Source organism: Streptosporangium sp. NPDC002607 (genome assembly GCF_053592655.1).
Genome location: NZ_JBSFWD010000033.1, coordinates 11,877 through 24,901, shown reverse-complemented (window position 1 = coordinate 24,901; position 13,025 = coordinate 11,877). Strand labels below are relative to the sequence as shown.

Here is a 13,025-nt window from a genome sequence, read left to right as displayed (position 1 = left end):
CGTTCGAAACGTGAGCGACAACGAGCTGGGCATGTTCCTGCGCATCCGCCGTGAAGCCGTCACCCCCGCCGAGGTGGGGCTGCCCACCGGCCCACGCCGCCGCACGCCGGGCCTGCGCAGGGCCGAACTGGCCACACTCGCCGGAGTCAGCGTCGAATACCTGACCCGGCTCGAACAGGGACGAGACCGCCGCCCGTCCGCCCCCGTGCTCTCCGCGCTGGCCGTCGCGCTACGGCTGACCACGAGCGAACGCGTCCACCTGCACCGGCTCTCCAAGTCGGCCGACGGCGGTTTCACCTGCACGGGCGCCACGATGCCGGCCCGCGCGGTCCGCCCCACCGTGCGGGCACTGCTCGACCGGCTGGAGCCCGCCCCCGCCCTGCTGGTCAACCGGCTGAGCGAGATCCTCGCCTGGACGGCGGGGTACGAACGGCTGGCGCGCCCGATCGGCCTGCTGGACGACAGCCCGCCGAACCTCGCCCGCTTCGTGTTCACCGACAGCCGGGCGCGGACCGCCTATCCCGACTGGGACCATGTCGCCGACGAACAGGTCGCCGCCCTCAAGCAGGGGCCGTTCAGGGCGGACTGGCACATCGCCACGTTGGCCGACGAACTGGCCGTCACCGCCGGGGCGGATTTCGCCGGGCGGGTGGACACCCTGCCCGGTCTCCCGAAGTCCAGCGGCGTCACGCGGCTGGTCCACCCCGACGCGGGTGAGCTGCGCCTGGCGTACGAGACCCTCGAACTGCCCGCCGACGACGACCAGCGCCTCATCGTCCATCTCCCCGCCGATGACGCCACCGCCGCCGCGTTCGACCGCCTCACCGGCCGCCGCCCGGGCGCGCTGCGCGCGGTGTCCGGCTGACGCGGGACACGTCGCCCGCCGGGGACGCGGATGTTCGTGCACTGCCCCCGAAGTCGAACCACGCGCTCATCGGCTCCACCGCGTTCAACCCGAAGGGGCCGAGACGCATCTGCTGGGGTTATCCAATCGAGGGCTGGGACACCGCGCCGCGTCCATCTGGGGAGGTGGTTCAGGTGCCTGCGGCCTGGCGGGCGCGGCGGGCCTCGCGGCGCTCGACGAAGCGGGAGGCGGTGGTCTCCAGGCGGTCGAGGAACTCGGAGAGCTCCTCGCGGGCCTTCTCGCCCTCGGGGCCGAGGTCCTTCATGTTGAACACGTCCCACTGGCGCAGGACCGGCTGCAGCACGTCGTCCATGTGCAGGCGCAGGTCGTAGATCCCGGCGTTGGCGATGGTCATGGCCTTGCGGGTGAAGCCCTCGATGCCGGTGCCGGGCATCTGGAAGGTGGTGACGACGTCGGTCACGGCGCGCATGGTCTGGTCGGGGGCGAGCTGGAAGGCCGCGTTGAGCAGGTTCCGGTAGAAGAGCATGTGCAGGTTCTCGTCGGCGGCGATCCTGGCGAGCAGGCGCTCGCAGTTCGGGTCCTGGGATGCCTTGCCGGTGTTGCGGTGCGAGATGCGGGTGGCCAGTTCCTGGAAGGAGACGTAGGCGACCGAGGCGAGCACGCCCTCGTAGGAGTTGCTGAAGCCCTCGCTCATGTGCACCATCCGGGCCCGCTCCAGCGCGACCGGGTCGACCGCGCGGGTGACCGTCAGGTAGTCGCGGATGGCGGTGCCGTGGCGGCCCTCCTCGGCGGTCCAGCGGTGCACCCAGGTGCCCCACGCCGCGTCGCGACCCAGGGTCGTGGCGATCTCGTGGTGGTAGCTGGGGAGGTTGTCCTCGGTCAGCAGGTTGACGATGAGGGAGACGCGGGCCTCTTCGGGGATCTTGGTGTCGGACTCGTCCCAGGCGTCCCCGTCGAAGAGGCCGTCATAGTTCCGGCCTTCCGCCCAGGGAATGTACTCATGTGGGAACCACTCCTTGGCCACCTTGTGGTGTCGGTCCAGCTCCCCTGCGACGACGGGCTCAAGCTCGAGCAGCAGCTCGATCTCACTGAACTTTCGCATCAGGCCTCTCCCTCAAAGACTACGCAACCGTAACCTACGTTAGCGTAGGTAACACCTTGCCGGGTACGTGCGACACGTCTCATTTGCTCGCCGGTAAGCGAGCGGAGGGGATGGCTTTGTTGTCAGCCGAGACCTATCGGCTGGTGAGGGCGCCGGGCGTCGTCCGGGCCGGGCTGGATGGGGACCGTCACCCCCCGGTCGCTCCCGGGCCGCCGGTGGCCGAGGCGACCGGTCGCGTCGTCGCCGTCCAGGTGGCCTGACCGCAGGGCGGCGAGGAAGACCAGTGTCATCTCGGAGAGCAGCAGCAGACGCTGCGCCAGGCCGTAGTGGTCGGGGCCGCCGATCAGGTCCGAGATCAGCGAGCCCGGGTGGGCGGCCAGGAACCAGGCCAGCAGCGCCACGGACAGGACGGCCGACCCCGCCAGTGCCCGGCTCCCGGACCGGCGGCCGAGCATCCACCCCGCGCAGGGCAGCGCGGTGAAGACGACGGCCGCCGACCAGCGGTGGATCTCCCCGCCGATCGAGGTGACACCGGGCGCCGCGTCGGTGGGGAACGTGGCGGTGAGCAGGAGTCCAAGTGCCGAGGCGACGAACAGCGCGCGCGCCGCGGCGCCGCGCACCGGGTCCACCCTGGCCAGCAGGTACGCGACCCAGAGGCAGCCCATGGCCAGGGCGATCGTGCCGCCGGTCATCGCCCAGGCGCTGTCGCCACGCAGCGCGTACTCGCTGACCAGACCGTTCAAGGGGCTCACCGCGCCCGCCGAGGTCAGGTGCGCGTAGCCCATCGCGGCCAGGGCGAGCAGTGGCCCGGCCATCCCCGGCAGCCGGGACGGCAGGTCCTTGTTCATCGCGCAGCCTTCCGGTGAATCGCTGTGGAGTTCATCGCCCCGCCTCCCGGTGAATCGTCTCGGGGTTCATTGCATCGCCTCCGGTGCTTCGCCTCGGAGTTCACCGCGCCATGTCCTGGTAGATCACCGTGCGCTCGGGCGCTCCGCCCCGGAGCGCACCCCACGGGATCACCGCGCCACTTCCCGGTAGATCGCCTCGAACCTGGTCAGGGAGGCCTGGTGGTCGTGGGTCAGCGCGATGGCGCGGCTCGCGCTGCCCATCGAGGCACGCAGCCCGGGTGAGGCGAGCAGGGCACCCAGGTGCCGCGCCAGCTCCTGGACATCACCCGGTGAGAACAGGGCGCCGTTCTCGCCGGGCCGTACCAGGTGCGGCAGGGCCATCGCGTCGGCGGCGACGACCGGCAGGCCGGTGGCCATGGCCTCCAGCGTGGCGATGCTCTGCAGCTCCGCGACGCCCGGCATGGCGAAGACGTCGGCGGCGGCGTACGCCTGGGGCAGAGCCTCGTCCGGTACGAATCCGAGGAAGGTCACCCGGTCGCCGACTCCGATCCGGTCGGCCAGCCTGGCCAGTGCGGCCCGTTGCCCGCCGGTGCCGACCAGCGCGATCTGCGCGTCGGCGTTGTTGAGCACGTGCGGCAGGGCGCGGATGAGCTCGTCCAGCCGCTTCTCCTCGTCCAGCCGGCCGACGAACAGGATCGTGTCCCGGTCGGGCAGGCCGAAGGCCCCGCGCGCCCACGCCTTCGGCTCGGCGCGCGGCTGGAACCTCGCCAGGTCGATGCCGCAGGAGACGGGCTCCACCGGCGGGCCGAAGCCCTTCGCGGTGAGCAGTCCCGCCGCGATCCTGGTGGGCGTGGTGACCCGGTCCGCCCGGGAGAAGATCCGGTTGAAGTCCTTCCAGGCCAGCGCGCCCGCCCTGGTGCGGAGCCGCTCGGGGATGTGCGCGAACTGGAAGAGGTTGTCCGGCATGAAGTGGTTGGTCGCCACGACGGGGATGCCGGCACGCCGGGAGGCGGAGATCGCCGCGCGGCCGACGATGAAGTGCCCCTGGGTGTGGACCACGTCAGGGGAGATCTCGTCGACGAGCCGGTCCAGCCGGGTCGGCACCGAGACGCGCATGGTCGGGTGGACCAGCACCGGCGCCGAGCGCAGCCGGTGCACGGTCACTCCCTCCACCCGCTCGGTCCTGGCCGGGCCGGTGTCCGAGGCGCACACCACGTGGACCTCGTTGTCCCGCTCGGCCAGGCCCCGGGCCAGCCGGTGCGTGAAGTAGGCGGCGCCGTTCACATCCGGCGGGTAGGTGTCGGTGGCGATCAGCACCCGGCGAGGCCGGGTGGGAAGGATGGCGGGGGCCCGCGCGGGGATCGGCAGGGCGGTGGCGGACGGCATGGCCATCAGGACTCCGTTCATCGTGCTGTTCATCGTGCTGTCGCGTCGGGCGACGGGGACATCGGGGTGGTACGGGCCAGTGAGACGGTTCCGGCGGCGGTGAGCGCCGACGCCGCCAGTGCGGTGAGCACCGCCGCCACGCCGGTCGGCAGTGGTTCACCGAGCAGGAGGGCGCCGAAGACGACGGCGGTGAGGGGGTCGGACACCTGGAGGGCGGCGAAGGCGACGCCGAAGTGGCCGACCGCGTAGGCGCGCTGGAGCAGGGCCAGTGCGAGCAGAGCGGGCACCGGGACGGCGAGCAGGAACCAGAACTCCCCGCCCCCCTCGACCAGGACCCGGGTGAGCGTGGCGGTCGCGCCGTACAGCACGCCCGCGCCCATGGCGAGCAGGCAGGCTCTCGCGGCGGGGGAGGCGTGCCTGGCGGCGGCCCACAGTGCCAGGGAGGCGGTGGCCGCCCCCGCGAGCAGGGCCACCGCCTCCCCGGTGCCAAGGTGTGGGTCGCCGCTCTGGTCGGGCACGACCAGCACCAGGCCGATCAGCCCGATCGAGATCACCGCGGCGGCGGCCAGCTCGCCCGGCCGCGGTCTGCGACGTCGCAGCGCGGCGGCGCAGGGCAGGGCGAACAGCAGGCTGGCCACGCCCATCGGCTGCACCACGGTGAGCGGGCCGTACTTCAGCGCGACGACGTGCAGGGCCGTGCCCGCCGCGATGGCCAGGCCGCCGAGCAGCCACCTGGGGCGCCGGACAAGGTGCCTCAGCATGGCGCGGGAGGTGCTCGACGCCTCGAACTGCTGCAGCGCGGCGCCGAGTGCGAAGAACAGGGAGCCCAGCAACGCCAGGCCTGCCGCCAGCACGGTCATGCGCACTCCTCCCAACCAGATGAAGCCATGGCGAGATGACCGGATCGCCTCGGGAAGGCGTCCGGTGGGGGTCTCGCGATGAACAGTGGAAGCGTCCCCTGGCGGGAGGTGCCGGAGCCATCGGGGTTAACCCTGACTTCGCAGGGAATTCCCCGAGATTCGCATCGGGGCTGTTGACTGGCTGGCTTCTCTTATCATAGTTTCACGGGCATGGATCTCGTGGGCGCCTGGCGCCTGGTCGAGTGGCGGATCGTCAGTGCCGGGGGAAGGGTTTCGCACCCCTTCGGCACCGACGCGGTGGGGCTGCTCTGCTACACCCCCGACGGCCACATGAGTGCGACCATCGCGCGCGCCGGGCGACCCCCGCTACCCGGTGCCAGCCCGCGGAAGGCGCCCCCGGAGGCGCTGGCCGAGGCGTTCACCTCGTTCTTCGCCTACGCGGGCCGCTACGAGATCCGCGACGGGCACGTCGCCCACGACGTCGAGCTGTCGCTCAACCCGGCCTTCGCCGGCACCGTCCAGATCCGGGAGCTGAACGCCGACGGCGACCGTCTGGTGCTGGCGGCGGAGGAGGGCGGCCGGTGGCACACCCTGATCTGGAAGCGATCATGAACGCCGCCGCCGGGGGGCTTCGGCGTCCGGGGGCTCCCTTCGCCGTCAGTCACCGGAGGTGACCAGGCTCACCTGCGGTTCCGCCGGGACCCGGCGCCGGCGCAGGTAGCGGACGGCCTCGACCACGGCGGTGATCGTCACGGCGATCCCGAGACCGAGCAGCAGGCCCTTGACCGGGTCGTTCTCGAAGGCCGCGCCGCCCACGTAGCCGATCAGTCCCGAGTAGAGCGCCCAGGACAGCGCGGCCACCGCGTCGAAGAGGGCGAACGAGCGCCGGGGGTAGGCGACCGCGCCCATCGTGAGGGTGCAGGCGGTCCGGCCACCCGGGATGTAGCGGGCCACCACGAGGATCAGCCCGCCCCGCTCCGCCAGCGCCCGCTCCGCCCAGGCGAACGTCTTGCGGCTGCGCCTGCCGTTGCGCAGCCGGTTGTTGGCGCCGCGCCCGATGGCGTACGAGACGTGGTCGCCCGCGAACGCGCCCAGCGCGGCCGCCGCGATGACCAGCGGCAGGTCGGGTGCGCCGGTGGCGGCGGCGAACACCCCGGCGGTGATGACCGACGTCTCCGCCGGCACCACGGGGAAGAACCCGTCGAGTAACGCCAGCGCGAACAGCGCCAGATAGATCCAGGGAGACGCCATCGCATCGTGCAGGGTGTCAAGGATTGCCTGTGTCACACCGGGCTCCAGTCGGGGGCGGGGATGTCTCGCACGGAACGCTGACATCCCTGGTGATCCCCGGGTATCCGGGAGAACCCCCGGGGTCTCCGGTCATGTCCCTGAGATCACCACGAGATCCGTCCCACCGACCCTAGGAACCGGGCGGGGCCCGCCACATCCTCCGAATGGCCCCCACCACCTCCGACTTTCGTCGGGGAGTGACCGGGCTCGGGGTCCCCGCGCACGAAGCGGGGATGCTCAGTTGAGCTGCCAGATGGCGAGATTCAGCGAGGACGCGTAGGTCACCCAGAGCAGGTAGGGGACCAGGAGCCAGGCGGCGGGGCGGCTGATCCGCCAGAACAGCACGATGTTGAGCACGATGGCCAGCCAGAGGACGACGATCTCCGCGAACGCCAGGCCGTACTGCCCGGCGCCGAAGAACAGCGGTGTCCAGGCCGCGTTGAGGACCAGTTGGACCGCGTAGACACCGAGCGCCGGGGTCAGGCCGCGCGCCGACCAGGCGAGCCAGCCGGACAGGGCGATCATGACGTACAGCACCGTCCAGGCCGGGCCGAACAGCCACTGCGGCGGCGCCCACGGCGGGCGCTTCAGCGACAGATACTCACCGCCGGCGTTGACCGCCGCCAGTGACCCCACCGCCGCCACCAGCACGAGCGCGATGACGAACACCGGAAGCCCGGCCCAGCGTTTTGGCATCCGACCCATGACCATGCGAACCTCCCCGCCCTCTTTTCGTGCGTCCACCGCACGGCGGTTGCCCCGCTAGGCGGGCGGGGTGGCGAGGGGGTCGTAGTGCAGGCGGCGTAACACCCGGCGGAAGGCGTACAGCGAGAAGGCCACGGCCAGGCCGCTGATCACGGCCACGGTCGAGGTACGGACCAGCAGGTAGGTGCCGATCGACTCGTGAAGCAGCAGCCAGATGCTCACCGCGGAGTTGGCCAGCAGCACGAAGGCCCACAGCAGGGTGATACGGGCGAAGAACCGGCGGACCCGCTCGTGTTTCAGCACCGCCGACGGCAGGTGGATGTAGTCGAGGGTCAGCCGCTGCACCAGTGGGCGGTTGAGCCGGACCGAGGCGAGGAAGACCATGCTGATGCAGATCGTCCCCAGTTCGGGCTGGAGGAAGTAGAGCACCGCGCTCCCGGTCCAGAGCCCCAGCAGCGCCCGGACGGTGATCGCGATGACGGCGAGGATCATCGTCCCGGGCACCGGAATCCGCCGGACCAGCCGCCACCCCACTCCCGCGTACACCCAGGTGACCGCCGCGACCAGCGCGCCCCGCAGGCCGAGGACGGCCAGCGCGGCGTAGAAGACGGCCAGGGGGGCGACGACGCCCTCAAGCAGTCTCGGCGCCGCCTGTCTGGCCAGGGCGGCGAGGCGGGGGAGGACGATGGGCTGATGGCTCATGACGCTCCACGGGCTGGTGCGGTGGTGGGCGCTGGATGTTCGCGCCTACCCCGGCACGCCGTATGCATGCCGGCCATGTCGAGGGCGATCGCGGAGACTGCCGTCTCCGGCTGTTCACCGGCCACTCACCGTATCTGACCGAGGTCCAGCATCTCGTGAAAACCGCTTATTACCATCTCAATCGGGTGCGAGGGAGGTGTGAATTATTACGATTAATGAAGAGGATCACTTGCCCGGTAACGGTTGAGAAACGGAAGCTTTCCCGATTGGGTCCGGTCCGCGACCATGGGAGACATGGCAGTGCTGAGCACGCGCGCGTCCAGCCGTTCCACCGAGGGCGTTGCGAATGTGGCGGCCCAGCTCATCGGCTGGCCCGACCTGGCGCTGAAACGCACCCGCAGGGGGCTGGGATTCCGGTCCGGCGGCCGGGAGATCGTCAGAATGTCCGGCGACCACACCGCGGAACTGCTCCTCACCACCGACGTGATCGACCGGTGGGCCCGGGTGCTCACCGACTGCCGGCGGGTCACTCCCGGCGCGGACGCCGGGTGGGTGGCCATGACCATCGAGGGGCGGGCCGACGCCGAGCTGTTCCTCTCGCTGGTCAGCGTCGCGATCAAGGTCAACCAAGGGTCGCGGTAGCCAGTCGCACGCCGAAGCCGATGAAGAGCGCGCCCACGCCCGTCCGCAGTGCCGTCGACATGCCGCGGCGGGCCCGGAACTGGCCGGCCAGGAACGTGCCACCGAAGATCAGCGCCGACAGGTAGAGCACGCTGAACAACTGGCAGATCGCGCCCAGGATCAGAAACGACAGCGCGGGGGTGCCGTAGGCGGGGTCCACGAACTGGATGAAGAACGAGATGAAGAACAGGATCGCCTTCGGGTTCATCAGGCTGATGACCAGGGCCTTGCGGAAGGGGCTCTCCGCGATCCGCTCCGCCACGGGGGTCGTGGCCCGCGCGGCCTCGGGGGAGCGCCACGAGCGCCAGGCCCCCCGCAGCATCTGGAACCCGATCCAGGCCAGGTAACCCGCCCCGGCGTACTTGACGACGTTGAACAGGATCGGTGTCGACTTCAGCAGCGACGCGACCCCCGCCGCGGCGAGCACCATCAGGACGGTGTCGCCGAGGAAGACCCCCATGACCCCTCGGTACCCCTGGCGTACCCCGCGCTGGGCGGCGGTGCTCAGCACGTACAGCGAGTTCGGGCCGGGCAGCAGGATGATGAAGAAGGCGCCGACCACGTAGGTCCAGATGTCGGTGATGCCAAAGAACATGGTGGTGCTCCAGGGGGCGTTACGGGATGCATCGCTACCGTACCGCCGGAGGTGTGCTCGCCGACCCGCGGGTCCGATGGTCAACGGGCGAGCTCGACCAGTTTACCTTTAATCCCTATCGGCTTAACATGAAATCGCTCGGGGGGTGTACCGCGAAACAACGAGTGAGGTCGTGAGATGAGCGAGACAGATCCCCCTACCGCGGACGACGGCCGGACGGCGATCAACGAGGACTGGGCGGCGACGGTCGTCGGGCTCGTGCTCCTGGCACTGGTGCTCGTCGGCGTCATCCCTGTCGGGCTGGTGCCCTGATGAGCACCGGGAAGCGAGAGAACGTAGAGGTCGGCGCGGCCGGCGGTCCCGCGGCCGCCTCCGGGAGCGGCCTGGGGTGGGCGCTGCTCGGCGTCCTGGCCGTCCTGCTGCTGGCCGCGGCCACCCGTTACCTGGACAGGAACGTGCCGGACCTGCTTGAGGGCACCGCGCTCGGGGACATCGGGGCCGCCGTCGAGTATCCGGTGTACGCGATCATCCTGGGACTGGCGGGAAACGCGGTCCTGACCGCGACCGGGCTGCGCGACCGCCTCGCCGGAGGTTTCCGCACCGAGTTCTTCATCAAGACCGGCCTCGTCCTGCTGGGCGCCTCGATCAACCTCAAAGTGATCGTCACGGCCGCCGGTCCCGCGATCATCCAGGCGATCGTGCTGATCACCGCGGTTTTCCTGTTCACCTGGTGGCTCGGCGGCAGGCTCGGCCTGGACGACAGGCTCCGCGCGCTGCTGTCGGCCGCGGTGTCGATCTGCGGGGTGAGCGCGGCCATCGCGGCGGCGGGCGCCGTCCAGGCCAGGCGAGAGCAGCTCGCCTACAGCGCCAGCCTGGTGATCGCCTTCGCCCTGCCGTCCATCTTCATCCTGCCCTGGCTGGCCGGGGTCTTCGGGCTCAGCCCGGAGGTGGCGGGGGCGTGGATCGGCGGCAACATCGACACCACCGCCGCGGTGACCGCCGCCGGCGCGATCGTCGGGGACGACGCGCTCGCGGTGGCGAGCATCGTGAAGGTCACCCAGAACGCGTTGATCGGCGTGGTGACCATCGCGCTGACCGCCTACTTCGCCTTCCGGATCGAGCGCCGCGCCGACGCGGCGCGCCCAGGGCCGGGAGAGTTCTGGCGGCGTTTCCCGAAGTTCGTGCTCGGCTTCGTCGCGGCCTCCGTGATCGCCACCTGGTGGCTGTCCACGGTGACCGCTGCGGACGGCAAGGCGACCATCGGGGTGGTCAACGACCTGCGGGTCTGGTTCCTGATCCTGGCCTTCGTCAGCATCGGCCTGGAGTTCCGGGTGGCCTCGCTCAGGGAGGCCGGCTGGCGTCCGGTAGGGGTCTTCGCCGCCGCGACCCTGGTCAACGTGGTGGTCGCCCTCGGGTTGGCGCTTCTGCTCTTCAGCGGTTTCGACATCGCCTGAGAGTCGGGTGAGCGGGCGTCCGGTGCGGTTCGCCGCACCGGGCGCCTTAGTCGTGCCGGGGAACGGCCGACAAGGTAATCGCCGCGCGCTTTGGAACGTTCCTGTCCGATAGCGCGGCGGCTGACGTTTTTGGGCCTTGTGGCAGGACTCTGTCAAGGCTACGATCACGACAACTCTTAGGAAACTTTCCTAAAAGAAGTGCCGAATGGGGGTGCCCTTGGCTCGTGCGCCCCCTGTGACCAGATCATGAGCTGCGAAAACTCGGCGGCGCGAGCCGCCGCAACCGAAGGTCCGACCGTCCGGACGCCTCACCCCCCAGGTTCCACGTCCATGGGAGCGATCATGCGGCGCACCTTTCCCCTCCTCGTCCTGACTGCGGTTGCAAACCCTGGTCGCGCCCTGCCCGCGCCCGGTGCCCTCGCCCCGGCCCTGCCCGGCGCCCCCGTCCCGGCCGCTCTCGGCGCCGCCGTCGCCGCACTCTCACCCGCCGATCGGCGATGCCCGGAGCATGCGACGGCGGAGGCACCCGCGACTCGATGAGCCCGGCGGTCCCCGGCGTACCGCGCTGATCAACGGAACGGTCTCACCACGGCGAGACCGCACCCACCTCGCCGTACGGCTCGCGCCCACGTTCGCGCCCGCGCACCTCCCCGCGTGGCGCGGGCCGTACGGTCACACCCCCCACAGAACGCATGAGGTTAACGTGAAATTACGCGCCATCGCTCGTTCTCTCGTCGCCCTGGCGGCCCTCGTCCTGGCGATGACGGTCGCACTACCCGCCCAGGCGGCCTCGGCCACCGCCGTCTTCACCAAGGTCTCCGACTGGGGGACCGGCTTCGAGGGCAAGTACACGATCACCAACGGCGGCACCACCACGATCAACGGCTGGTCGGTCGCCTTCGACCTGCCCTCCGGTGCCAACATCGGCTCCTTCTGGGACGCGTCGCTGAGCCGGAGCGGGCAACGCTTCACCTTCACCAACGTCGGCTGGAACGGCACCCTGGCGCCCGGTGCGACCGCGAGCTTCGGCTTCAACGGCAGCCCCGGCGGCGTCACCCCGTCCAACTGCACGCTCAACGGCGCGGCCTGCGGCGGCACCGGTACCACCGTCCCCGGTAAGCCGGGTGCGGTGTCGGCGACGGGTGGTGCGAACAGTGTGGCGTTGTCGTGGGGTGCGTCGTCGGGTTCGGTGACCGGTTACCGGGTGTACGAGGGTTCGGCTGTCAAGGCGACGGTGACCGGGACGAGTGCGACGGTGTCGGGGTTGGGGGTGTGCGAGGCGCACACCTACACGGTGGCGGCGTACAACTCCGCGGGTGAGGGTCCGAAGAGCGACCCGGCCGGTGCCACCACCACCGGCTGCACCACAGGCACCCCGGGTAAGCCGGGTGCGGTGTCGGCGACGGGTGGTGCGAACAGTGTGGCGTTGTCGTGGGGTGCGTCGTCGGGTTCGGTGACCGGTTACCGGGTGTACGAGGGTTCGGCTGTCAAGGCGACGGTGACCGGGACGAGTGCGACGGTGTCGGGGTTGGGGGTGTGCGAGGCGCACACCTACACGGTGGCGGCGTACAACTCCGCGGGTGAGGGTCCGAAGAGCGACCCGGCCGGTGCCACCACCACCGGCTGCACCACAGGCCCGCTGCCCAAGCACTTCCTCACCGGGTACTGGCACAACTTCGACAACGCGGCGGTCGAGCTGCGGCTGTCGGCGGTGCCCAACGAGTACGACCTGGTCGCGGTCTCCTTCGGCGAGGCCACCGCCACCCCGGGCGAGGTCGTCTTCGGCGTGGACCCGGGCCTGTCGGCCTCCCTCGGCGGCTACACCGACGCCCAGTTCAAGACCGACGTGCAGACCCTCCACTCCCGCGGCAAGAAGGTCATCCTCTCGGTCGGCGGCGAGGCCGGTCGGGTACAGGTGGCGAGTGCCGCCGCCGCGACCAAGTTCGCCGACACCGTCTACGCCCTGATGCAGAACTACGGCTTCGACGGCGTCGACATCGACCTGGAGAACGGCCTCAACGCCACCTACATGGGCCAGGCGCTGCGTGCGCTGCGGGCCAAGGCCGGTGCGAACCTGATCATCACGATGGCGCCGCAGACCATCGACATGCAGTCCACCGGCGCCGAGTACTTCAAGCTGGCGCTGAACATCAAGGACATCCTCACCGTCGTCCACACCCAGTACTACAACTCCGGCTCCATGCTCGGCTGCGACCAGATGGCCGCCTACTCGCAGGGCACCGTCAACTTCATGACCGCGCTGGCCTGCATCCAGCTGGAGAACGGCCTGCGCCCCGACCAGGTGGCGCTCGGCCTGCCCGCGGGACCGGGTGCGGCGGGCGGCGGGATCGTCGCCCCCGCACTGGTCAACCAGGCCCTGACCTGCCTGGCCACCAGGACCAACTGCGGTGGCTTCGTGCCGCCGCGCGCCTACCCCGGGATCCGCGGCGCGATGACCTGGTCCATCAACTGGGACGCCAGTAACGGCTGGAACTTCTCCAGGACCGTCAAGCCGCACCTCGCGACCCTGCCCTAAG

Annotated in this window: 14 protein-coding genes; 6 read left to right on the top strand and 8 right to left on the bottom strand. The window is 70.5% G+C overall.

What is annotated here, in order from left to right; translation table 11 throughout:
* Positions 1 to 10 precede the first annotated feature (10 nt).
* On the top strand, positions 11 to 865 hold the full coding sequence (locus tag ACWD3H_RS31025; protein ID WP_451957503.1) for a helix-turn-helix domain-containing protein: 855 nt from the start codon (positions 11 to 13) through the stop codon (positions 863 to 865).
* A 169-nt stretch (positions 866 to 1,034) separates the two neighbouring features.
* Here ACWD3H_RS31025 and ACWD3H_RS31020 read toward each other — a convergent pair whose 3' ends face one another.
* From ACWD3H_RS31020 to ACWD3H_RS31005, 4 genes are all read right to left on the bottom strand, one after another.
* Positions 1,035 to 1,967 (bottom strand): acyl-ACP desaturase, encoded by a 933-nt coding sequence (locus ACWD3H_RS31020; RefSeq protein WP_451957502.1) that lies wholly within the window; start codon positions 1,965 to 1,967, stop codon positions 1,035 to 1,037.
* Between the two features lie 122 nt (positions 1,968 to 2,089).
* Positions 2,090 to 2,815, bottom strand: a complete 726-nt coding sequence (locus tag ACWD3H_RS31015; protein WP_451957501.1) for a DUF998 domain-containing protein — start codon at positions 2,813 to 2,815, stop codon at positions 2,090 to 2,092.
* A 168-nt stretch (positions 2,816 to 2,983) separates the two neighbouring features.
* Positions 2,984 to 4,222: a glycosyltransferase gene (locus ACWD3H_RS31010; protein ID WP_451957500.1), complete on the bottom strand. Its 1,239-nt coding sequence runs from the start codon at positions 4,220 to 4,222 to the stop codon at positions 2,984 to 2,986.
* Between the two features lie 8 nt (positions 4,223 to 4,230).
* Positions 4,231 to 5,061: a DMT family transporter gene (locus ACWD3H_RS31005; protein WP_451957499.1), complete on the bottom strand. Its 831-nt coding sequence runs from the start codon at positions 5,059 to 5,061 to the stop codon at positions 4,231 to 4,233.
* Positions 5,062 to 5,271: 210 nt separating this feature from the next.
* Here ACWD3H_RS31005 and ACWD3H_RS31000 point away from each other — a divergent pair, with 210 nt between their 5' ends.
* Complete coding sequence (locus ACWD3H_RS31000) at positions 5,272 to 5,673, top strand: lipocalin-like domain-containing protein (RefSeq protein ID WP_451957498.1); 402 nt, start codon at positions 5,272 to 5,274, stop codon at positions 5,671 to 5,673.
* 45 nt (positions 5,674 to 5,718) lie between these two features.
* On the opposite strand, the gene ACWD3H_RS30995 is transcribed toward ACWD3H_RS31000, so the two are convergent.
* The 3 genes from ACWD3H_RS30995 to ACWD3H_RS30985 all read right to left on the bottom strand — a co-directional run bounded on the left by ACWD3H_RS30995 (position 5,719) and on the right by ACWD3H_RS30985 (position 7,758).
* On the bottom strand, positions 5,719 to 6,348 hold the full coding sequence (locus ACWD3H_RS30995; protein WP_451957497.1) for a DedA family protein: 630 nt from the start codon (positions 6,346 to 6,348) through the stop codon (positions 5,719 to 5,721).
* A gap of 240 nt (positions 6,349 to 6,588) precedes the next feature.
* Positions 6,589 to 7,047 (bottom strand): TspO/MBR family protein, encoded by a 459-nt coding sequence (locus tag ACWD3H_RS30990; RefSeq protein ID WP_355553381.1) that lies wholly within the window; start codon positions 7,045 to 7,047, stop codon positions 6,589 to 6,591.
* 66 nt (positions 7,048 to 7,113) lie between these two features.
* Entirely contained in the window at positions 7,114 to 7,758 is a 645-nt protein-coding gene (locus ACWD3H_RS30985; protein WP_451957496.1) for a VC0807 family protein, read from the bottom strand.
* 294 nt (positions 7,759 to 8,052) lie between these two features.
* Here ACWD3H_RS30985 and ACWD3H_RS30980 point away from each other — a divergent pair, with 294 nt between their 5' ends.
* Positions 8,053 to 8,400 (top strand): luciferase domain-containing protein, encoded by a 348-nt coding sequence (locus tag ACWD3H_RS30980; RefSeq protein ID WP_350924259.1) that lies wholly within the window; start codon positions 8,053 to 8,055, stop codon positions 8,398 to 8,400.
* On the opposite strand, the gene leuE is transcribed toward ACWD3H_RS30980, so the two are convergent.
* Entirely contained in the window at positions 8,381 to 9,034 is a 654-nt protein-coding gene (leuE, locus tag ACWD3H_RS30975) for a leucine efflux protein LeuE (protein ID WP_451957495.1), read from the bottom strand. The genes ACWD3H_RS30980 and leuE overlap by 20 nt on opposite strands.
* 177 nt (positions 9,035 to 9,211) lie before the next feature.
* On the opposite strand from leuE, the gene ACWD3H_RS30970 reads away from it, so the two are divergent.
* The 3 genes from ACWD3H_RS30970 to ACWD3H_RS30960 all read left to right on the top strand — a co-directional run bounded on the left by ACWD3H_RS30970 (position 9,212) and on the right by ACWD3H_RS30960 (position 13,024).
* Positions 9,212 to 9,346 carry a hypothetical protein gene (locus tag ACWD3H_RS30970; protein ID WP_350924263.1) on the top strand — a complete coding sequence of 45 codons (135 nt, stop codon included), beginning with the start codon at positions 9,212 to 9,214 and terminating at the stop codon, positions 9,344 to 9,346.
* Positions 9,346 to 10,488: a YeiH family protein gene (locus tag ACWD3H_RS30965; protein ID WP_451957494.1), complete on the top strand. Its 1,143-nt coding sequence runs from the start codon at positions 9,346 to 9,348 to the stop codon at positions 10,486 to 10,488. Before ACWD3H_RS30970 ends, ACWD3H_RS30965 begins: the two co-directional genes overlap by 1 nt.
* Positions 10,489 to 11,191: 703 nt before the next feature.
* Positions 11,192 to 13,024, top strand: coding sequence for a cellulose binding domain-containing protein (locus tag ACWD3H_RS30960; RefSeq protein ID WP_451957493.1), 1,833 nt, complete (start codon positions 11,192 to 11,194; stop codon positions 13,022 to 13,024).
* Position 13,025 lies beyond the last annotated feature (1 nt).